The 20,133-nt window shown below is 66.6% G+C and carries 14 protein-coding genes and 2 pseudogenes; 10 read left to right on the forward strand and 6 right to left on the reverse strand.

Annotated features, from left to right (window positions below):
- Positions 1–149: 149 nt before the first annotated feature.
- From NF551_RS11905 to NF551_RS11920, 4 genes are all read left to right on the forward strand, one after another.
- Entirely contained in the window at positions 150–1,535 is a 1,386-nt protein-coding gene (locus NF551_RS11905; protein ID WP_227894460.1) for a macrolide 2'-phosphotransferase, read from the forward strand.
- A 152-nt stretch (positions 1,536–1,687) separates the two neighbouring features.
- Complete coding sequence (locus NF551_RS11910) at positions 1,688–2,068, forward strand: GntR family transcriptional regulator (protein WP_227894459.1); 381 nt, start codon at positions 1,688–1,690, stop codon at positions 2,066–2,068.
- Positions 2,065–2,991, forward strand: coding sequence for an ABC transporter ATP-binding protein (locus tag NF551_RS11915; protein ID WP_227894458.1), 927 nt, complete (start codon positions 2,065–2,067; stop codon positions 2,989–2,991). Before NF551_RS11910 ends, NF551_RS11915 begins: the two co-directional genes overlap by 4 nt.
- Positions 2,988–3,680: a hypothetical protein gene (locus tag NF551_RS11920; protein WP_227894457.1), complete on the forward strand. Its 693-nt coding sequence runs from the start codon at positions 2,988–2,990 to the stop codon at positions 3,678–3,680. The genes NF551_RS11915 and NF551_RS11920 overlap by 4 nt, the downstream gene beginning before the upstream one ends.
- 183 nt (positions 3,681–3,863) lie before the next feature.
- Here NF551_RS11920 and NF551_RS11925 read toward each other — a convergent pair whose 3' ends face one another.
- The 3 genes from NF551_RS11925 to NF551_RS11935 are packed head-to-tail and all read right to left on the reverse strand — an operon-like array spanning position 3,864 to position 11,073.
- Complete coding sequence (locus NF551_RS11925; RefSeq protein WP_227894456.1) at positions 3,864–7,337, reverse strand: ATP-dependent helicase; 3,474 nt, start codon at positions 7,335–7,337, stop codon at positions 3,864–3,866.
- Complete coding sequence (locus tag NF551_RS11930) at positions 7,334–10,576, reverse strand: ATP-dependent helicase (protein ID WP_227894455.1); 3,243 nt, start codon at positions 10,574–10,576, stop codon at positions 7,334–7,336. The genes NF551_RS11925 and NF551_RS11930 overlap by 4 nt, the downstream gene beginning before the upstream one ends.
- A complete protein-coding gene (locus tag NF551_RS11935; protein ID WP_227894454.1) occupies positions 10,573–11,073 on the reverse strand; it encodes an MGMT family protein in 501 nt (166 codons plus the stop codon). Before NF551_RS11935 ends, NF551_RS11930 begins: the two co-directional genes overlap by 4 nt.
- On the opposite strand from NF551_RS11935, the pseudogene NF551_RS11940 reads away from it, so the two are divergent.
- The 6 genes and pseudogenes from NF551_RS11940 to NF551_RS11965 form a co-directional block, all read left to right on the forward strand.
- Positions 11,059–11,733, forward strand: a pseudogene (locus NF551_RS11940) (3'-5' exonuclease); the annotation flags it as partial. The gene NF551_RS11935 and the pseudogene NF551_RS11940 sit on opposite strands and share 15 nt — an antisense overlap.
- Before the next feature lie 440 nt (positions 11,734–12,173).
- On the forward strand, positions 12,174–13,154 hold the full coding sequence (locus tag NF551_RS11945) for a methionine ABC transporter ATP-binding protein (RefSeq protein ID WP_227894453.1): 981 nt from the start codon (positions 12,174–12,176) through the stop codon (positions 13,152–13,154).
- Positions 13,151–13,828, forward strand: a pseudogene (locus NF551_RS11950) (methionine ABC transporter permease); the annotation flags it as partial. The gene NF551_RS11945 and the pseudogene NF551_RS11950, both read left to right, overlap by 4 nt.
- Positions 13,829–14,091: 263 nt before the next feature.
- Complete coding sequence (locus NF551_RS11955) at positions 14,092–14,931, forward strand: MetQ/NlpA family ABC transporter substrate-binding protein (protein ID WP_227894452.1); 840 nt, start codon at positions 14,092–14,094, stop codon at positions 14,929–14,931.
- A gap of 137 nt (positions 14,932–15,068) precedes the next feature.
- Entirely contained in the window at positions 15,069–16,013 is a 945-nt protein-coding gene (locus NF551_RS11960) for an ABC transporter ATP-binding protein (protein WP_227894451.1), read from the forward strand.
- Complete coding sequence (locus tag NF551_RS11965) at positions 16,010–16,828, forward strand: ABC transporter permease subunit (RefSeq protein ID WP_227894450.1); 819 nt, start codon at positions 16,010–16,012, stop codon at positions 16,826–16,828. Before NF551_RS11960 ends, NF551_RS11965 begins: the two co-directional genes overlap by 4 nt.
- Positions 16,829–16,907: 79 nt before the next feature.
- Here the strand turns inward: NF551_RS11965 and hemL are convergent, their stop codons facing one another.
- From hemL to NF551_RS11980, 3 genes are read right to left on the reverse strand one after another with little or no spacing between them, the layout of a single operon-like run.
- Complete coding sequence (gene hemL, locus NF551_RS11970; RefSeq protein ID WP_227894449.1) at positions 16,908–18,224, reverse strand: glutamate-1-semialdehyde 2,1-aminomutase; 1,317 nt, start codon at positions 18,222–18,224, stop codon at positions 16,908–16,910.
- Positions 18,224–19,207, reverse strand: a complete 984-nt coding sequence (gene hemB, locus NF551_RS11975) for a porphobilinogen synthase (protein WP_227894448.1) — start codon at positions 19,205–19,207, stop codon at positions 18,224–18,226. The genes hemL and hemB overlap by 1 nt, the downstream gene beginning before the upstream one ends.
- On the reverse strand, positions 19,204–20,127 hold the full coding sequence (locus NF551_RS11980; RefSeq protein ID WP_227894447.1) for a uroporphyrinogen-III synthase: 924 nt from the start codon (positions 20,125–20,127) through the stop codon (positions 19,204–19,206). The genes hemB and NF551_RS11980 overlap by 4 nt, the downstream gene beginning before the upstream one ends.
- Positions 20,128–20,133: the final 6 nt, after the last annotated feature.

A 20,133-nucleotide genomic window follows, 5' to 3' on the forward strand; every position in this document is an offset into this window, starting at 1 on the left:
CCCTACCGTACTGACTTAGGTCCCCCATCCGGAAAGCTGGACCACCGCGGTGGACGGGCGGCCCGTCCCGCTGAGGTTTTCCTCACGCTCTTCCGACTCGCCGGGTGCTATGGGTTACTCAGGCCACATCTGCCCCTACGGTTGAAGATGTGAAACGCTCCCCCATGGAATTGGCAGCCCTGGCCAGCGCCGCCGTCCCGGCGCTGGTGCTGACCGGCGTAGCCGGTTCGCCGGACGACGCCGCAGATTTCGATGCCGCCCTGCTCGTTGACGACGCCGGCAAGCAGTGGCGGGTACGTTCCCCGAAGCATGTCGAAGCCAGCATGCGGCTCGAAACAGAGCTCCTGGTACTTCGTGCCTTCGTCCCCGCAGTCCGCGCCGAGCTGCCCTTCGCGCTCCCGTACGTCGCCGGCACCGTCCGCAAGGGCGAGCTCTGTACCTTCGTCTATTCCCACCTCCCCGGCGCAACGCGGGACATCGATGAGCTGGCAGCCGCAGGCAAGGACCTGGCCGAGGACATTGGCCGGACGCTGGCCGCCATCCATGCCCTGCCCCAGTCGCTGGTGAACAACGCAGACCTGCCCAGCTACACCGCGAACGAATTCCGCCAGCGCAAGCTCAATGAGCTGGACCAGGCGGCCACCACCGGCAAGATCCCGGCCACGCTGCTGCGCCGGTGGGAACACGCGCTGGAGGACATCGGACTCTGGCGCTTCAGCCCCAACGTGGTCCATGGTGACCTCCACGAAGACAACCTCCTGGTGTCCGGCGGCAGGATCAGCGCCGTCATCGGCTGGACGGACCTGCGCATCGGAGACCCGGCTGATGACTTCGCCTGGCTGATCGCGGCCAACAACAGCGCGTTCACCGACGCGGTGCACGCCGCCTATGTGGCGGCCCGGCCCGACGCCGTCGATCCCCACCTGATCCGGCGGGCTGCACTTTCCGCTGAGTTCGCGCTGGCACAGTGGCTGGTGCGCGGACTTGCCGCCGGCAACCAGGCGATGGTGAAAGAAGCGGAGGAAATGCTGGCCACCCTGGAAGCGGACATCCTGGAACAGGAATCCGCCCTGGCCACAGAAGCCGACGCGGCTGCGGCAGTGCCTGTGTCAGCGCCGGTGCCCGTGCCGGCTCCGGCGCCCGCGGATCAGGACTCCGTTCCCGCAAAGGCACCCGCCGGCAGCAAGGTCACCGTGAAACCCCTGCCGAACCCCGAAGCTGAAAAGGTCTCGGTAACTCCGCTTCCGGAGCCGGCGAACGCCGCAGCCGCTGAAGACAGCGCCGGCAACGATAAGCCGGACGCGCCATCTACTGCCCCCGCCGATGCTGCAGCCGCTTCCGGTGTGGCCGTTCCCGGCGACGCTCCGCCGGCTGCCGCATCGAACCCGCAGCCGCAGGCCTCGAACCCGCAAGCGGAGGCCGGCGCTGGCAAAAGCGATCCGCAGGCCGACGCCGTCGAGCCGGCAACGTCGGCAATTCCCCTGGTGGCAGTCGAAACCCCGCCGGCCGAAGCGGACCGCTCCGCACGTCCGTAGCGTCCGCGCCCGCACCTGAAACGCCCGTCTGGATTATCCAGGCGGGCGTTTTTCTGTTCGCCAAAAAACTTCCGGCGCCGGCTTGACGCCCACGTTGCCATAATGGTTAGCTAGTCGGGTAACTAACCAAAGAACCGAGACAGGCGGGTTCCGTGATAGATGACAGCAAGCCGATCTTCCAGCAGATCGCCGAACGCATCGAGTCGGACGTCCTCGACGGCGTCCTGCAGGAAGAGGGCCAGGTGCCATCGACGAATGAGATAGCTGCGTTCTACCGGATCAACCCCGCAACGGCAGCCAAGGGCGTGAATCTTCTGGTCGACGAGGGACTGCTCTATAAGCGCCGCGGCATCGGGATGTTCGTTGCCTCCGGCGCCCGTGCGTCTGTACTCGCCAAGCGCCGCGAGCAGTTCTACCGCCACTACGTGCAGCCACTCCAGCTCGAAGCCGCCAAATTGGGCATCGACAAAGAGGAACTCACCACTCTCATCCAACGCAGTGCCGCTGATTACGAAGGGACCCCGGCACCATGAACGTCATAGAAACCCGCAATATCACCCGAAGTTACCGCGGCGAGCTCGCCCTGGACGATGTGAGCCTGAACATCGAAGCGAACCGGATCTACGGTCTGCTGGGGCGCAACGGTGCCGGCAAGACAACTTTGATGTCCATCCTGACCGCCCAGGGTTTTGCCAGCTCGGGCGAAGTCCGGATCTTTGGAGAGGACCCGTTTGAAAACGAGCGGGTTCTGTCCCGGCTCTGCTTCGTCCGGGAGTCGCAGAAGTACCCGGATGACTTCACCGTGCGGAACGCCCTGGACGCGGCCGCCTTGTTCTTCCCGAACTGGAGCGCCGAACTCGCTGAGACCCTGCTGGAAGACTTCCAGCTTCCGCGTCCCAAAAAGCACCGGATCAAAAAGCTCTCCCGAGGCCAGCTGTCTGCGGTCGGCGTCATTATCGGACTGGCTTCCCGGGCCGAGCTGACCTTCTTTGATGAGCCGTACCTGGGATTGGACGCCGTGGCACGGCAGCTGTTCTATGACAGGCTGCTCACGGACTTTGCTGACCACCCGCGCACGATCATCCTTTCTTCGCACCTGATCGATGAAGTGGCGAACCTGCTTGAACACGTCATCGTCATCGACCGCGGCAGGATCGTCGTCGATGACGAAGTGGAGGCCATCACAGGCTCCGCATTCGCCGTCGCCGGGAAGGCGGGATCCGTGGAAGAGTTCGTGGCCGGCCGGCCGGTTCTGCACAGGGAAAACCTGGGGGCCCTGGCTTCTGTCACAGTCGATGCACCCCTTGCCGCCGACGACCGGGAACGGGCTCTTGCCATGGGACTGGAACTCGCACCGGTATCACTGCAGCAGCTGATCATCCGGCGCACCCTGAAAGCTAACGAAAGCTACGGCGCTCATGCCGGCAGCACTACGGATCTGGAGGTCCTGCGATGAACCGCGCTCTCGCTGTAGCCCGGATGCAGCTGCTGAATAAATGGATCTACCTGGGCATCCCTGCCATCATCCTGGTCACATCCACCGTGATCTCCATTGCCATCCTGGCCATGATTCCTTCCGACGGCGAAGGTACCCGGATGGCCTTCTCCGGCCAATCCGTCATGTGGTATTTCCTTGCCATCGGCGTCCAGGCCCTGACCTATACCTTTCCGTTCTCCCAGGCCCTGAGCGTCAGCCGCCGGTCCTTCTACATCGGGACGCTCGGACTGTTTGCGCTGGCCTCCCTCGCCCTCGGGGTGCTCTATTGGGTACTCGGGCTCGTCGAGGATGCCACAAACGGCTGGGGAGTGGGCGGCAACATCTTCGCCCTGCCGTGGATCGCCGAGTCCGCCTGGTACACCCAAATCCTGCTCTACTTTGCCCTGTCCATGCTGCTGTTCATGTTCGGTTTCTGGTTCGCCACGGTCTACAAGCGGTGGCGGGCGACGGGCCTGGTCGCAGCGCTGGTCGGCTTCGCGCTCCTGCTGCTGGGCAGCGTAGCGGCTGTGAGCTTCACGGACTCGTGGGCCGAGGTCGGCGCCTGGTTTGTCCAGCTCACGCCCCTGGCCCTGGCCGGATGGCTCCTGCTGGCCGGAGTCGTGCTGGCTGCCGGGTCCTACGGAACCCTTCGCCGGGCGACTCCGTAGCCCGGCGGCCGCGCAGTACAGACGCGCAGTACAGACGGGCAGTACAGCACGGGTAGTACAGCACGGGTAGTACAGACAGTAGGGAGAGCCGCCGCCCCAAGGGACGGCGGCTCTCCCTATGCGGATGGCCCAGTGTGGTTTGGCCCAGATCCTTCAGGCTCAGTTCCTTCAGGCCCCGATCCTTCAGGCCCCCGGAGCAGAGCTGGCGATGATCTTTTCCAGTTCCGCAGCGTCCAGCAGGTTGTGCGGACGGATGAGCTTATCCGCGGCGACGTAGTAGAAGGCAGCACGGACCTTTTCCAGCGGAACGTTCTGCAGTCGGGACCAGGCCAAACGGTAGACCGCCAGCTGCACTGAGCGGACGGCGAGCTTGTCGGCAGACGGAGGGGCACCGGTCTTCCAGTCGATCAGGTCCCAGCCGCCGTCGTCATCGCGGAAGACCGCGTCGATCCGCCCGCGGACCACTACGGATTCCACCCTGGTCTCCACCGGCACCTCGATGAAGGCCGGAGTCCGGTGTGCCCACTCAGACGCTTCGAACGTCGCCACCATGTCCTCAAGCTGGTATGCCTCATCCACGTAGGCATCGGCCGCGCCCGGGTATTCGTCGAGGTCGAGCATTCCGCTGCGGCCGAAATACTCCTCGATCCAGGCGTGGAACGCCGTGCCTTTGCGTGCCGCCATTCCAGGTTCCCGGGGAACCGGCCGGCGCAGCTGCCGGGTCACGGCTTCCGGGTCATCCTGCAGGTCCACCAGCATGGAGGCCGAAATATGGGCGGGCAGTTCCACCTGCATCACCTCATCCGGAGCGCGGTGCCGGGCCAGGACCAGGTCTACGTCCTTCCCCCAGCGACCCGGCGGAAACACCGACCCGGCATCATCTGCCAGGGGTGCGTTGTCCTCTCCAGGGGCACGATCCTGGAGGCCCGGGCCAGGGGAACCGGCGTCGGCCGCTGCCAGGACGGCTGCTGCAGCTGCCTCCATTGAGGTCCGGCGCGCCGGTGCCAGCGGGTCCTTGGGCCAGGCGGCCCGCTCCGTCAGAGCGTTGGCAGGGTTCTCATCTCCCTCATCCCCGGGTTCCAGCCAGGACAGCAGATGGAAGCCGTCCGCTCCGGCTTTTCCGAGTTCGAAGAGGTCAAGCAGGTAGCGGGAGGCCCCCGTCGGCTTGGACCGGCCCCCGCCCCAGGCGCTTGAGGAGCAGAACAGGACGTGCCTTGCCCGGGTGAAGGCAACATAGGCCAGGCGGCGCTCCTCGCGTTCGGCATGCCCGCGGGCATCCTCGGCGAAGAGCTTTTCGGCGTTGACCCACGACTTCTGGTCCGGCTGCTCCCAGTCCCACTGCGGAAGATCCGGCGCGTCCCCGCGAAGGTTCCACGGGATAGCTTCGTTGCCGCTGCTCCAGCGCGAGTCCTTGTCGTTGGGGAACTGGCCCTCGCTGAGTCCGGGGACGGCGACGACGTCCCACTCGAGTCCCTTGGACGCATGGACGGTCAGCAGCTGGACCGCTTCCCTGCTGGTCTCCAGCTGGGTCACCGGAAGCCCGTTCTCTTCCTCATCCGCGACCTCGAGCCAGGCAAGGAAGGCCGCAAGGTCCACGCGGTCCGCCGAAGCGCTGAAGGTGGCGGCGGCGTCGACGAAAGCGTCGAGGTTCCGCCGGGATTCGTGGATGCTGATGCCCGGTTTTGCCGCAACTTCGATATCCAGAAGGATGCGCCGTTCCACTTCGCCAATGAGGGTGGTGAGGTCCTCCCCCACATAGCCGCGCAGTTCCCGCAGCTCATCACGCAGGGCGCCCAGGCGGGCCAGGCCGGCGGCTGTCAGTGACCGTCCGGCATGGGACACCCACCCCGGTTTGGGGAGGTAATCAACGGCTTCAACGAGACTGCCTGCTTCGGACAGATCAGTCTCGACGACTGCGGCTCCGCTTTCGTCGGGACCGTCGACGTCGGCCAGGTCCTGGACACTGACAGCGCGTTCCCGTACCCGCACCAGATGCCGTGACCAGTCGGCCAGGGCCATGAGGTCCGCCGGACCGATCCGCCAGCGCGCTCCGGCCAGGATCCTCAGCATTGAATCCGAACGCCCGGGATCCCCGAGCACGCGCAGGACAGCAAGCAGGTCAACGATTTCCGGCGTCGAAAGCAGGCCGCCCAGCCCGACGATCTGGACGGGGATCCCCTCTGCCTCCAAAGCACGGCGGATCGGGTCGAACTGCTTCTTTCCCCGGCAGAGAACCGCAACGGTGGGGGGAAGCAGGTTTCCCCGGCCGTCCGTCTCGTGGTCGGGATGTTTCCACCACTGTGTCCGCAGGCCGGCGATCTGCGCTGCCAGGGCCTCGGCTTCCCCCAGGCTCACCGTCCCGTCGGGCAGCTGGACCGTCTTCTCCGTGAGGTAACGGCCAAGGTAGACATCTCCGACGCGGGCGTTCGGCTTCGCCTGGAGTTCGGGGACGTCCAGCGGCCGGTTGTGCTTCAGCCACGGCACGCCCTGGTTCAGCGGTGCTGAGACGGAGTTGGCGGTGGCGAGGATGGAGGTGGAGTTCCGCCAGGCGACCGAAAGATTAGCGACGGCGGCGGGTGTCCTGCTGCCGTCAGCCAGGACCTTGGGGAAATTGGTGCGGAACGTCCCCAGCTGTCCGGCAGATGCGCCGCGGAAACCATAGATGGACTGGTGCGGATCGCCGACTGCGGTCACGGGCGTCCCGTCCCCGAACAGCTTGGAGAACAGGACCATCTGCGCATGCGAGGTGTCCTGGAACTCGTCCAGGAGAACTACCTTGTACTTGGCGCGCTCCATCTCCACTGCTTCCGGAATTTCCTCGGCGATCCGGGCGGCCAGCGCCACCAGGTCGCCGAAGTCCAGCTGCCGCCGCTCAGCCTTGGCACGCTGGTAGGACTCCACCAGCTCCGTGACGGAGACCCGGGTACGGAGCTTGCCGAGCAGGGTTGTGGCTGCCTGGGCGGGCTCCTTGGTCTTGCCGGCCTGATAGGGCAGCGCCTGGACCTCGGCAATGTGCCGCTCCAGCTCGGCGCGCACCTGGGCCGGAGTGCACAGGTGCTCCGAGCATTCCGATGCCATCTGCAGGACGGCCCCGACGAGCGTGGATTTGGCTGCCGTGAAGTGTTCGTAGTCTCCCGCGTAGGCCTCCACGACTTCGTTCGCCAGCTGCCAGGACTGCGCTCCGCCCAGCATCACGGAGTCGCGTTCGACGCCGATCCGCAGGCCGTAGTCGTTCACGATTCCGTTGGCGTAGGAGTGGTAGGTGGACACCGACGGTTCCAGCTGGCTGTCCTCCGGGGCGTCCGCTGCGGCACCCATCACACGGTGCAGCAGCCTAAGCCTCCCCCGGATGCGGGAGGCAAGTTCGCCTGCCGCCTTCCGCGTGAAGGTCACACCGAGGATCTGTTCGGGCTCCACGAGCCCGTTGGCCACCAGCCAGACCACCCGGTCCGCCATCGTTTTGGTCTTTCCCGAGCCTGCACCGGCCACTACCAGGAGCGGTTCAAGGGGGCCTTCGATGATCGCTTCCTGTGCCTCGGTCGGGTACTGGACCGGCTCGGCCGAATCCCCGTGCAGCAGCTCGGCGAGCTGACGCGCAGAGTAGGACCGTGCCTTCCGCTGTTCCCCCAGCACCTCTTCCCCAACATGGACGCTCACTCGGTGACCTGCTTTCCTTCAGTGCAGAGCGGACAGATTTCCGGCAGCCGGCAGCCGTGACCGCCGAAGCCGCTTCGCCCGGGATCGTGAATGGTCTCGAAGGTCGCGCCGGACATCAGTTCGGCCGCCTGCTGGATCATCTCGAAGGCACTCTCCTCCCCGGCCCCCAGCGGTGGCTGCTCCTGCACGGAAACGCCCTTGGAGGACGTGCCCAGCTGAACCAGGGCGGCGCCGCCCGGCACCGGCGGCCCTTCCTCGAGGGCGCCTTTCCGCACCGCTTCCTGATACGCCGCCAGCTGGGGATGCCCGGCTAGGTCGGTCTTCTTGGGAGCTGACTTTCCGGTCTTCAGGTCCACGATGAAAAGCCGGCCCTCGGCGTCCGCTTCCAGCCGGTCAATCTGGCCGCGAAGGAGCGCTGTACGGACAGCGCCGCGGACTTCCACGGGTATCTCAGCCTCGAAATCCTTCTCGACGGCCACCAGGTGCCGCCCTCCCTGGCGCATCTGGATCACGTAGTCCGCGAGCTTGCGGACCATTTTTTCGGCCCGCTGGAGATCGAGCTTGCTCTCCCAGGAGTCCTTCATGCCCAGGGAGGGCCAGCGCCGCAGCAGCTCGGCAGCGTACTCACTGCCGGTCGCATCGGGCATCTCCTGCGCTATCTGGTGGACGAGCGTGCCCAGGGAACGGGCAAAGTCCGTTGCCTGCTCACCGCCGGCAGCAGAAACGAACCAGCTCAGCGGTGACTTCATCACGGCGTCCACCTTCGACGGCGAGACGGGGATCGGCGCATCCGGCGGCAGGATCGGTTCAGTCGTGGACAACGGCAGCAAACCCCACCACTCGCCGGGTGCGGCGCCCGGCACCCGAACAGGGTGCCGCAGCATGCGCCCCAGGTGTCCGGCGGCTTCTGCCGCCTCTTCGGGGACCGTGTCTGACTGCTGGGCGTGGGCCCGAAGCTCCGCAACCAGCGAGCGCAGCGTGAGCGGACGCAGGACCTCCGTCCGTTCCCGGACGAGCACACCGTCCGGAAGCGGGTCCACCAGGTCCAGGAACTGTGAGGGCTGTTCATCCTCCGAGGCAACCGCCGTGCAGATCAGTTCCTCTTTGGCCCGGGAAACGGCGGTCGAGAAACTGCGCAGTTCATCGTGCCGGATAGCGTGCATCAGCGTCTGGGGGTTCCGGTACCGGCGGTAATCGTCGCCGTATTCGACTGCCGATACGAGGTCGCCGCTGCCCAGCAGCTCACCGCGCAGGCGCAGGTTCGGCCAGACTCCCTCCTGGATTCCGGCGACGATGACCAGCGGCCATTCACGCCCGGCTGCGCTGGCCGGTGTCAGCAGTTCAACCGCGTCGCGCTTCTGGGCCCGGGCTGCCAGGGTATCCATGGGCAGTTCGGAACTCGTCAAATAGTCCAGGAACTGGGCGGGCGTGGAACCGGGCAGCTGGTCCACGTAACGCTCAGCGGTTTGGAACAGCGCCATGATGGCGTCGAGGTCGCGGTCGGCGCGCAGCCCCGTTGACCCTCCGGCCAGCGCTGCCTCGGCCCACTTCTTGGACCAGCCCGAGGCTGACCAGAGCGCCCAGAGGAGGGTCTCGGCAGTTGCTCCCGGCTGGGCAGCGGCTTCCCTGCCCGCACGCAGCATCGCGGCCAGGCGTTTCGCGGCTCCGGCCTCCCAGCCGAGGCCGGCAAGGGCCAGGCCGGAGTCGGAGAGCGGATCAAGCAGTGCTTCCACCAGCAGCGCATCGGAGCTGCGTCCGCCGCCGGCACGCAGCTCTTCACGCCGCAGAGCCTGCCGCAGCCGGCGCAGGTCCAGGGAACCGGCGCCTCCGATGCGGGATGTCAGCAGCGAGACAGCAGTCTCGGGAGTAAGGAGTTCGGGAACGAGCACGACGGCGAACGCGTCCAGCAGCGGCCGGACGGCTGCTTCATCCCGCACGGCTTTCTCCGCCACGGGCACCTTGACTTCGATTCCCTGGCTGGTCAGGTAGCGCTGGATCCGGGAGAGCTGCCCGCCGGTTCGGACGATGACCGCAATGTCTTCCAGCGGCCGGCCGTCCAGCAGCTGGGCTTGAAGGATGCGCTGGGCGATGTAGCGCATTTCATGCATCGGAGAGTCCACGACGTGCGCTGTGGCCGCGGGAGCCGTGGCCTCACCGGCGGACTCCTTCCCGGACTCCGGGCAGGGCCGCCCTACGCTGCTGCGGCAGGACGGCAGGCCCGGCACCACGGAGATCCTGGAGGCTACCCGGTGCCATGCCGAGGCAACCGGTGCCGCCAGGCGGTGCTGGGTCTGCAGCACGGCCGTTTCCAGTCCCGGGCCGAGTGTCTCCGGAAGGTTGCCGAGCAGGTCCGGCCGGGCACCGCGGAACCCCTGCACCACGGTGTCCGGTGCAGCGGTCACCACGGCATCACGTCCCGCGGCAAGCACGCCGAGCAGCTGGTGGATGGCCGGGTTGGCTTCCTGCAGGTCGTCAACCAGGACCAGCTTCAGCCGTTCGTGTTCAGCTGCCAGGAACTCCGGATCGGATTGGAGGATGTGCAGGGCGCTGGTGATAATGCCAGCAGGGTCGAAAGCCTCGGGCATCCGGATGTCCAGGACGTCGCGGTATTCCCCGTAGAGGGCTGCGGCCGCAACCCAGTCCTGGCGGCCATACCGCCGCCCGAAGCCGGCCAGTTCCGACGGTTCCAGCCCCAGTTCGATCACGCGGTCAAAAAGCTGGCGCACCTCCTGCCGGAATCCTCGGGTCCCCAGCGCCATGGACAGGGACTCCGGCCAGGGAAGCTCCGGCACGCCGTTCTGGCCGTGGCCGGCCAGCAGTTCCTTGATGATCACGTCCTGCTCCGCACCCGAAAGCAGTTTCGGTGCACGGGTGATGTAAGGGAGCCTGCCCTCGGCTTTTGCCCGGCGGATGACGTCGAAGGCGTAAGAGGCCCAGGTCCGCGCAGGCGCGGCGCTGATGGTCCGTTCCAGCCGCGCGGACAGGGCATCACGCAGGGAGGCGGCTGCCAGGCGGGAGGGGGCGAGCAGCAGGACGCCGGCGGGGTCCAGGCCGCCGCGTTCGATCCGTGCGACGGCGGTCTCGACCAGGACTGTCGATTTGCCGGTGCCCGGAGCACCCAGGACCAGAAGCGGCCCGCTGCCGGTACTCCTGTCAACGGCCAGCTGCTGGTCCGGGCTGAGGGCCGGAGCTGTCCTGCCGGCGGCTGCCGGCGGAACCAGTTGCAGGTTGATGCTCATGCCTCCACTTCACCACGTCCCGCTGACATTGCCTGATTCGCTGCTGCCGCGTCCGCCGCGAGCCGGCTCCGCAGCCCGTCCAGCACGTGCCAGTCCGCGTCCGAGGGCTGCCAGCGCGCCTCCGGAAGCCGGACCCGGTAACCGGTTCCGTCCGGTGCCATGTTCCCCCGAACCGGCGTTCGCTCCTGCACATAGTGCTCCCAGGCGCGCCGGCCGTGGCAGGCAGGCGGCTCCCCTGAGGACCTGATGACACGCCACCACGGCACGGCTGAGCCGCTGCGCGACATCACTTTGCCCACCTGCCGCGGCCCGCCCTTACCGAGGAGTTCGGCGATGTCCCCGTAAGCCAGCACCCGGCCTGGAGGAATCAGCACGGCTACCGCCAGCACCGCCTCGTCATAGTCCTCCCGCATGCCTCCAGCGTAGCCGCCGCCGGCGTGCTGAATCCGGGAAATGTCCGTGCCCGCGGGTACGTTGGAAATATGTTGAGCTGGCATAACCTCCCCCGTGCATCCTTCGACCTGGAAACCACGGGCCGCGATCCGCAGTCCGCCCGGATTGTCACGGCGTCGATCATCCTGGTGGATGCCGCGGGGAATGTCCTGGAACATCACGAGTGGCTGGTGGACCCGGGCGTGGAGATTCCGGAGGAGGCGGCAGCCATCCATGGCATAACCACCGCGCAGGCGCAGCGGGAGGGCCTGCCCGGCAGGACCGCCGTCGAACAGATCATCCAGGTCCTGAACGGCTTCTTCGGCGCCGGAGTTCCGGTGCTGGCCTTCAACGCTTCCTACGACTTCACCGTGCTGGCCCGCGAGGCCGAACGTGCGGGCCTTACGGCGCCCGTGCCGTTCCCCGTCATTGACCCCTACATCATGGACAAGCAGGCAGACCGGTACCGGCGCGGAAAGCGGACGCTGACCGCCACGGCCGAGCACTACGGCGTCAGCTTCGAGAATGCGCACACCTCCGCTGCGGATGTCATGGCCACGCTCGCGGTCGGGTCCGCCATGGCGAATGCTTTCCCGGTCCTTGCCCAGGAATGCACTGCGCTGCATCGGCTGCAGGTCGGGTGGGCGGCCGAGCAGGCTGCCAGTTTCCAGTCCTACCTCCGCCGCCGGGACCCCGAAGCGGTGATCGACGGCACCTGGCCGGTCAAGTCCGCCCCGGCGGCCGTCCCGCAGCTGGCCGTCCCGCAGCTGGCCGCGGCCGGCGCGGTTGATGCGGTTGACGCCGCACCGGCACGTTCCCTGGCCGGGACGGTACCGCTGCTGGTCGAAGAAGCCGGCGGTCAGCTGGGCCTGGCACTGTCCGGAGATGCCGCAGTACCAGCCTGATCTCCGCAGAACCGGATTTCAGCCTGCGCACCCTCCGCGCGTAGCATTGACATACTTAACGCAGTGTTTGGCGCTGATGGCGCCCGGGCGCACCGGCCGGTCCACAGGACCGGGTTCCCCGCCCTGTGCCACGCGATTGGCAGGCACTCCTCCCCTGGCCGGGCCGTTGGCGTCCCATGCCGCCTGGCCGTTGGCGTCCTATGCCGCCTGGCCGCTTCCTGCACGACATTTTGAGTACAACAACGCAGACACGAGGATGAATGATCACTGTTACCGACCTGCGGAAGGTCTACCGTCAGGGCGCCCGCGATGTGGTCGCCCTGGACGGCGTGAGCATGAGCGTGCCCAAGGGATCCATCCACGGCATCATCGGACATTCCGGTGCCGGGAAGTCCACGCTGGTCCGCTGCCTCACACTGCTTGACCGCCCGACGTCGGGAACCGTCACCATCGACGGCCGGGAACTGACCAACGTGAAGGACGCCGAAATCCGGCAGGCACGCCGCCGTATTGGCATGGTGTTCCAGCACGCGAACCTCATGGATTCCAGGACCGCTGCCGCGAACGTCGCCCATCCCCTGGAACTGGTGGGTACCCCGCGCCGCGAGATCCAGGCCCGCGTCACCGAGCTGCTCGCGCTGGTGGGACTTGCCGACTTCGCCGACGCCTACCCGGCCCAGCTGTCCGGCGGACAGAAGCAGCGGGTGGGGATTGCGCGTGCCCTCGCGGCCCATCCTGACGTGCTCCTCTGTGATGAGCCCACGTCTGCCCTCGACCCGCGTACGACGGACGAGATCCTGGACCTGATCGCGGAGCTGACCCGCCGGCTGGAGCTGACCGTCCTGATCATCACCCATGAAATGAACGTCGTGAAGCGGATCTGCGACTCTGTTTCGCTGCTCGAAGCCGGGCGCGTGGTCGAGCATGGACCGCTGCAGGAAGTCGCCTCCGATTTGGGCGGCCGCCTGGCCAAGGCCCTCATCCCGCTTCCGGCAACTCCTCCCATCCCGGGCGGACCGGTGGTGGAACTCCTGATGGTCGGTGAGCATGCCACAGAACCGGTGCTCTCAGGACTGACCCGGCGCTTCGACACCGACGTCAACGTACTGGCCGGAAGCGTCGAAACCCTTGCCGGAACACGCTTTGGCCGGCTCCGCGTCCAGCTGGACCAGAGCACCGACATGGACGCTGTGCGGACATACCTCGCCGCCCAGGGCGTCGCAGTGGAGGTTGCAGCATGAACCTGCTCGAAGAACTCGCAAATAACCCCGGCATCACCAAGGCGCTTCCCGAAGCCGTCGCGGACACGCTGCTCATGGTGGGAGTCTCCGGATTCTTCACCCTGCTGATTGGCCTCCCGCTCGGCATTTTCCTGCACACCAGTGCTCCCGGCGGACTGCGGCCGATGCCGGTGACCAACCGGATCCTGTCCGACATCATCGTGAACATCACCCGCTCGATTCCGTTCGCGATCCTGATGGTCATCCTGATTCCGTTCTCCCGGCTCGTCACCGGTTCCTCGATTGGTCCGCTGGCTGCCTGCGTGCCGCTTTCCATCGGCACGATTCCCTTCTTCGCCCGTCTGGTCGAAACCTCGCTGCGGGACGTCGCCGGCGGAAAGATCGACGCTGCCCTCGTCATGGGATCCACCCGGATGCAGGTCATCCGGAAAGTCCTGATGCCGGAGGCCCTTCCCGGGCTCGTCGCAGCGCTGACCACCACCCTGGTGACGCTCGTGGGCTACTCGGCGATGGCTGGCATCATCGGCGGCGGCGGACTCGGCAGGCTCGCGTACAACTACGGCGTCCAGCGCTTCGACACTGCAGTCATGGTGGTCACGATCGTGATCATCGTGGCGATCGTGCAGATCATCCAGCTCGCCGGTGACTTCGCTGCCGCCCGGGTGGACCACAGGTCTGCGGCCGGCAGCAAGCGCCGTCGCCGCCCTGCTGCAGGGAGCGCCGGCCCCTCTGCTGCGCCGGCCGAGATTGCCGGCGGCGAAGAAGCAGCGGAAAGCACCGGCTCGCGGGCCCGCGTCTAGGGGCAGCATCGCTTCCACATTCTTCCGGGACCGGCCCATGCGGCGCGCCCCGGGCACTGCAGCCAGTAGCCGCTAGCTGCACAACGGCCGGCACCGGGTTCGCCCGGTAACCGGATTCTTGAAAGGAAACGCATCTGATGCGGAAAGCATTCTCACTCGTGGCCACTGGCGTGGCCGCGGCTCTGGCGCTGACGGCTTGCGGAGGCTCAGACGCCTCCTCCAGCGCTGTGGAGAGCCTCGATCCCGCCAACCCGGTCACACTGACTGTGGGCGCCAGCCCGCAGCCGCATGCCGTCATCCTGGAATACGTCGCGCAGAACCTCGCGGCAGACGCCGGACTGGAACTGGAAGTCGTCCCGTTCGATGACTACGTCACCCCGAACATCTCGCTTGACGACGGCTCGATCGACGTCAACTACTTCCAGCACCTCTCCTACCTGGAGGCGCAGACCGAGAGCCAGGGTTACGACTTTGAGCACGGCGAAGGCGTGCACATTGAGCCGTACGCCGTCTTCAGCGACAAGCACCAGGACATTTCCGGCGTCGAAGACGGAGCCCGGGTGGCGATCACCAATGACCCGTCCAACCAGGCCCGTGCCCTGCTCCTGCTGGAAGAAGCCGGCCTGCTCAAGGACGTGGGAGATGACGCTTCCGTCATCTCCCTGACGGATGAGCAGAATCCGAAGAACCTGGACTTCGTGGAGAACCAGGCTGAGCTGCTGGTCAATGACCTCTCCGATCCCACCGTGGACCTGGCCATCATCAACGGCAACTACATCCTCGATGCCGGGCTCAAGACGGAAGACGCACTGCTGGTCGAGTCCGTGGAGAACAACCCGTACGCGAACCTGCTCGCCTGGAAGGCAGGCAGCAAGGACGCACGCATCGACAAGCTCGAAGAGCTGCTGCACTCCCCCGAGGTGAAGACCTTCATCGAGGAGAAGTGGCCGAACGGTGACGTGACTCCCGCCTTCTAGCCCGGGGTCCCCGCCTTTCGAGATAACAGAAACTGCCCGTATATCCACACCGGATACGGGCAGTTTCTGTTATCTCGGGGAGTTCAACGGCCCGCGCGGCGCTAGCATGATGAGCACTGCCGCTCGAAGGGGTTCTGATGCCGCCCGTTATAGAGACGCATGCGCTGACCAAGCGCTACGGTTCCCGCACTGCGGTCTCTTCCCTTGAGCTGACGGTTGAGCCGGGATGCGTCTTTGGACTGATTGGCCCCAACGGTTCCGGGAAGACAACCACGCTGCGGATGCTGCTGGACATCATCCGGCCCACCTCCGGCCAGGTTCATGTGTTGGGGATTTCCCCGCGTGCCGGGGGTGCTGCGCTGCGCCGCCGGATCGGGTACGTTCCCGGTGACTTCCGGATCAGCGGCAGAGGCCGTGGCCGGACCCTGCTGGAGCACTTCGCGCAGGTCAGCGCCCCGGTTGCCGCTGGACGCGTGGAAGCACTCGCGCAGCGGCTTGGCCTTGACCTGTCCCGCCCGGTGCGTTCCCTGTCCAAGGGCAACCGGCAGAAGCTGGGACTGGTTCAGGCCTTTATGCATGACCCGGAACTGCTGGTCCTGGACGAGCCCACCAGCGGCCTGGATCCCCTGGTACAGCGCGAGTTCCTGCAGATGGTGGCTGAAGCCAGGGCCGCGGGACGCAGCGTACTTCTCAGCTCCCATGTACTGAGTGAAATCCAGCAGAGCGCAGATCAGGTCGCTGTCCTCTCCCGGGGCAAAGTGGTGGCGCAGGGGGATGTGGCGTCGCTGCGCCTGAACCGTCTTCGCCATGTGCGGGCCTCCGTTGTCCCTGCCCGGGACACCGGTCCGGGGCTGGGGGACGAACTCGCAGCCGCCGGTCTGCAGGGAACAGTAATCCGGCAGGACGGGACTATCCATGTCCAAGGCACGGTGGAAGGCGGCATGGACGCCGTCATCAAGGTGCTGGCACGGCACCGGGTACTGGACCTGGCGGTGGAGGAACCCGATCTGGAGGAATCCGTCCTGCGGCTCTACGGCGAACCTGCAGCTGCCGATCCGGGACAGGGAAGGGAATCAGGATGAGCCGGCAGCGGGTTTCTAAACGAGCTCCGCTGCCGGTATTCCGCCGGGCGGTTGTGGACTCCTGGCGCTCCACGTTTGTTTGGACGCTGGCCCTGGCTGCGGTACTGCTGCTCTACCTTCCGCTTTATCCCTCCATGAACGGCGCAGATATGCGGAACCTGATCAGCTCCCTGCCGTCCGAGCTGGTGAACGCCCTTGGTTACGAGGACATTCTCTCCGGTCCGGGCTATGTCCAGGCCACGTTCTTCGGGCTGCTGGGGTTTGTCCTGAGCACCGCTGCCGCAGTGTCCTGGGGAAGCTCGGCAATTGCCGGAGCCGAAGAATCCGGACGCTTGGAGCTCATCCTTTCGCACGGGGTGGGCAGGGTTCAATACGCGCTGGAGACGGCGTTGGGAATCATGGTTCGCCTGCTCTGGTTCGCTCTTCTCACAGCGGTGCTGGTCCTGGCGCTGAGCTCTCCTGCGGAGCTTGGGCTGGAGGCTGCCAACGTTGCGGCCGTGGAGTTCGCGTGGCTCGGGCTGGGCTATCTGGCCGGCAGCATTGCGCTGGCGGTGGGTGCGCTCACCGGACGCCGGAGCGCGGCGCTCGGCACTGCGGCAGGCGTGGCTGCCGCCGGTTACGTAATGAATGCTTTGGCGAACCAGAATTCGGAGCTTGGGTGGCTGAGGAACTTCTCCCCCTATTCCTGGGCCTACCGGAATGATCCGCTGGCGGAGGGCTTCGACCTTGCCGGCCTGGGACTGATCGCGGCAGCGTGCGTTCTCTTCACGGCACTGGCGGTATGGGCGCTGAACCGCCGGGACATCCTGGGCTAGGCACTCCACCGAGATAGCAGAAACTGCCCGTATCCACACCGGATACGGGCAGTTTCTGTCATCTCGATGAGGGAGAGCGCTACGGCTGGGCGGCCGCTGCTGCCTTGGCTGCAGCCGGAAGCGCCGAGAGGATCCGGTCCATCGCGGCGTCGTCGTGCGCGCCGGAAAGGAACCAGGCCTCGAAGACCGACGGCGGCAGGTAGACACCGGAGTCCAGCATCGAGTGGAAGAACGGCTTGAACCGGAAGGCATCCTGGGCCAAAGCATCGGCGTAGTCGTGCACGCCGTGCTCTGCCGTCCCGAAGGCGATGCTGAACAGGTTGCCGGCCCGCTGGACGCTGTGGTTCACGCCTTCAGCGGAGAGTGCCTCAGAGACAGCGTGGGACAGCTGGGCCGAACGGGCATCGATGTTGGCGTAGACCTCGGCCGTGGCTGCGGTCAGCGTGGCGACGCCGGCGGCCATGGCGATCGGGTTTCCGGACAGCGTGCCGGCCTGGTACACCGGTCCGAGGGGTGCAAGGTACTCCATGACCTCGGCGCGGCCGCCCAGGGCAGCCACGGGCATGCCGCCGCCAATGACCTTTCCGAAGGTGTAGAGGTCCGGCGCCCAGCCTTCCTTCTCCCCCGTCAGGCCCCAGTAACCTGCCGGTGACGTGCGGAACCCGGTAAGGACTTCGTCCAGGATCAGCAGCGCACCGTGGGCCGTGGTGATGCGGGACAGCGCGGCGTTGAAGCCCTCGGCCGGGGTGACAACACCCATGTTGGCCGGAGCAGCTTCGGTGATGACCGCGGCAATGTTCGCTCCGTGCTCGGCGAAGGCTGCCTCCACGGCAGCGACGTCGTTGTACGGCAGCACCAGGGTTTCAGCTGCGGTAGCGGCGGTGACGCCGGCCGAGCCGGGCAGGGCCAGGGTGGCGACGCCGGAGCCGGCGGAGGCCAGCAGGCCGTCCAGGTGGCCGTGGTAGCAGCCGGCAAACTTGATGACCAGGTTGCGGCCGGTGAAGCCGCGGGCCAGGCGGACGGCGGTCATGGTCGCTTCGGTGCCGGTGGAGACCATGCGCAGGCGCTCAACCGGCTTGACCCGGTCCATCACCAGGGCAGCCAGTTCGGCCTCTGCCGGCGTGGAGGCGCCGAAGGAAAGTCCGCGGTCGACGGCGGAGTGCACGGCGGCCAGGACGTCCGGGTGCGCGTGGCCCACGAGTGCCGGACCCCAGGAGCAGACCAGGTCAACGTACTCACGGCCCTCGGAGTCCGTGACGTACGGGCCCTTGGCGGAGACCAGGAACCGGGGGGTGCCGCCTACGGAACCGAAAGCGCGGACCGGCGAGTTCACGCCCCCGGGCATCAGGGCACGGGCGCGGTCGAAGAGCTCTTCGGAGGAGACTGTCTGGGTCATTACTTGCTTTCCTTCAGCCAGGCCGCCAATTCGGCAGCCCAGTACGTGAGAATAATGTTGGCACCGGCACGCTTGATGCCGAGGACTGATTCTTCAATGGCGCGGCGGCGGTCAATCCAGCCGTTCGCGGCCGCAGCTTCGATCATCGCGTACTCGCCGGAGATCTGGTAAGCCGCCACCGGAACCGGTGACATGGCGGCGACGTCGGCGAGGATGTCCAGGTAGCTCATGGCCGGCTTCACCATGACCATGTCGGCACCCTCTTCGAGGTCCAGTTCCACTTCCAGGAGTGCTTCGCGGCGGTTGGCGGCGTCCATCTGGTAGGTCCGGCGGTCGCCCGTGAGCTGGGAATCCACGGCTTCGCGGAACGGCCCGTAGAACGCCGACGCGTACTTGGCGGCGTAGGCGATCACGGAGACGTCCTGGAAGCCGGCGTCGTCCAGTGCCTGCCGGATCACGGCAACCTGGCCGTCCATCATGCCGGAGGGGCCCAGCACGTGGGCTCCGGCGCGGGCCTGCTCCACGGCCATCCGGCCGTAGATTTCCAGGGTGGTGTCATTGTCCACCACGCCGTCGGCGTCCAGCACGCCGCAGTGCCCGTGGTCGGTGAACTCGTCCAGGCAGACATCACTCATGATCACCAGATCGTTCCCGACCTCGGCGCGGACATCCGCAATCGCCTTGTTCAGCACGCCGTTCGGGTCGGTTCCGGCGCTGCCGGCGGCGTCCCGTTCTGCCGGAATGCCGAAGAGCATGATGCCGCCGACACCGAGTTCAACGGCTTCGGAAGCGGCCCGCTTAAGCGTTTCGGTGGTGTGCTGCACAACGCCGGGCATCGAAGTGATGGGGTTCGGCTCGGACAGGCCTTCGCGGATAAAGGCCGGAAGCACGAGCTCGGCCGGGTCCAGGCGGTATTCGGCGGTCAGGCGCCGCATCGCCGGTGTGGTCCGCAGCCGGCGGGGACGGTGCTGGGGAAAACTCATGGATGCGTTCTGCCTTCCGTTTCGGTGGATCTTGAATTCTGGTGGGCGGCGAGGGCCGCTTCGACGGCGTCTGCCATGCCGTCCGGCGTCGGGCTGGCTGCCGTTGCGGCCGGCGGGTGGCCCAGCCTGCCGAGCGCCTGCGTTGTCGGGTCCCCGATCGCGGCCAGCAGCGCGGTGCCCGGAACCAGGCAGTCGCGGACAAAGCGGCGGGCCGTGCTGGGAGAAGTAACCACAACGGCGTGGATTGGGTTCCCCTGGCTGCTGCCGGCAGCGAAGGCGCGGTAGTCCGCGGGGGTGAGTACTTCTTCTTCTGCGGGTTCTTCCCGAACCAGCGGCACGGCAGCCGGATAGTCCACTGTCTCGTATGCAGCGACGGCCGTGACCTTCCAGCCGGCGCTGGACAGCGCGTTGCGCAGGAAGGGATCGGCAATGTCCGCCTGCGGCAGGAAAATCCGGCCGCTCCCGGCATCCGGCCACGACGCTGCCAGGCCCCGCGCGGACTGGTCCGCCCCGGGCATGAAGCTAACGTCGATTCCCGCCGCCGCCAGTGCACGCCCGGTCGCGGCACCCACCGCGGCAACCCGGGTTCCGGCAACCAGTGCAGAAAGCGGGGTTCCGGTGGCTGAGGCGAAGTGTTTGAGCGCCTGGACAGTTGTCGCGGAAGTGAAGATGATCCAGTCGAATCCTCCGGCACCGAGGTCCAGCAATCCGGAGGACACCGGTGCGGTGTCCTCCGGGAGCTGGAAGTCGATCAGGGGAAGCAGCTGCACCCGTGCCCCGCGGGCGCGCAGTTCAGCTGCCATGGGCCCTGCACGGCCGGGGGTACGCAGCAGCACTACTTCCGCGCCGGAGAGCGCCCCTCCGGCACCGGAGGAGAGCCTGTCACCGGAGCGTGGCGCGCTGCTGCCTTCACCGTTCATCCGCCC

The organism is Arthrobacter caoxuetaonis, from assembly GCF_023921125.1.
Lineage (GTDB): Bacteria > Actinomycetota > Actinomycetes > Actinomycetales > Micrococcaceae > Arthrobacter_B > Arthrobacter_B caoxuetaonis.

Coding starts and splice junctions, on each gene's coding strand:
- NF551_RS11965 (WP_227894450.1), top strand. CDS start 16,010: ATGAGCCGGCAGCGGGTTTCTAAACGAGCTCCGCTGCCGGTATTCCGC.
- NF551_RS11920 (WP_227894457.1), top strand. CDS start 2,988: ATGAACCGCGCTCTCGCTGTAGCCCGGATGCAGCTGCTGAATAAATGG.
- NF551_RS11955 (WP_227894452.1), top strand. CDS start 14,092: ATGCGGAAAGCATTCTCACTCGTGGCCACTGGCGTGGCCGCGGCTCTG.
- hemL (WP_227894449.1), bottom strand. CDS start 18,224: ATGACCCAGACAGTCTCCTCCGAAGAGCTCTTCGACCGCGCCCGTGCC.
- NF551_RS11945 (WP_227894453.1), top strand. CDS start 12,174: ATGATCACTGTTACCGACCTGCGGAAGGTCTACCGTCAGGGCGCCCGC.
- NF551_RS11960 (WP_227894451.1), top strand. CDS start 15,069: ATGCCGCCCGTTATAGAGACGCATGCGCTGACCAAGCGCTACGGTTCC.
- NF551_RS11915 (WP_227894458.1), top strand. CDS start 2,065: ATGAACGTCATAGAAACCCGCAATATCACCCGAAGTTACCGCGGCGAG.
- NF551_RS11930 (WP_227894455.1), bottom strand. CDS start 10,576: ATGAGCATCAACCTGCAACTGGTTCCGCCGGCAGCCGCCGGCAGGACA.
- hemB (WP_227894448.1), bottom strand. CDS start 19,207: ATGAGTTTTCCCCAGCACCGTCCCCGCCGGCTGCGGACCACACCGGCG.
- NF551_RS11980 (WP_227894447.1), bottom strand. CDS start 20,127: ATGAACGGTGAAGGCAGCAGCGCGCCACGCTCCGGTGACAGGCTCTCC.
- NF551_RS11935 (WP_227894454.1), bottom strand. CDS start 11,073: ATGCCAGCTCAACATATTTCCAACGTACCCGCGGGCACGGACATTTCC.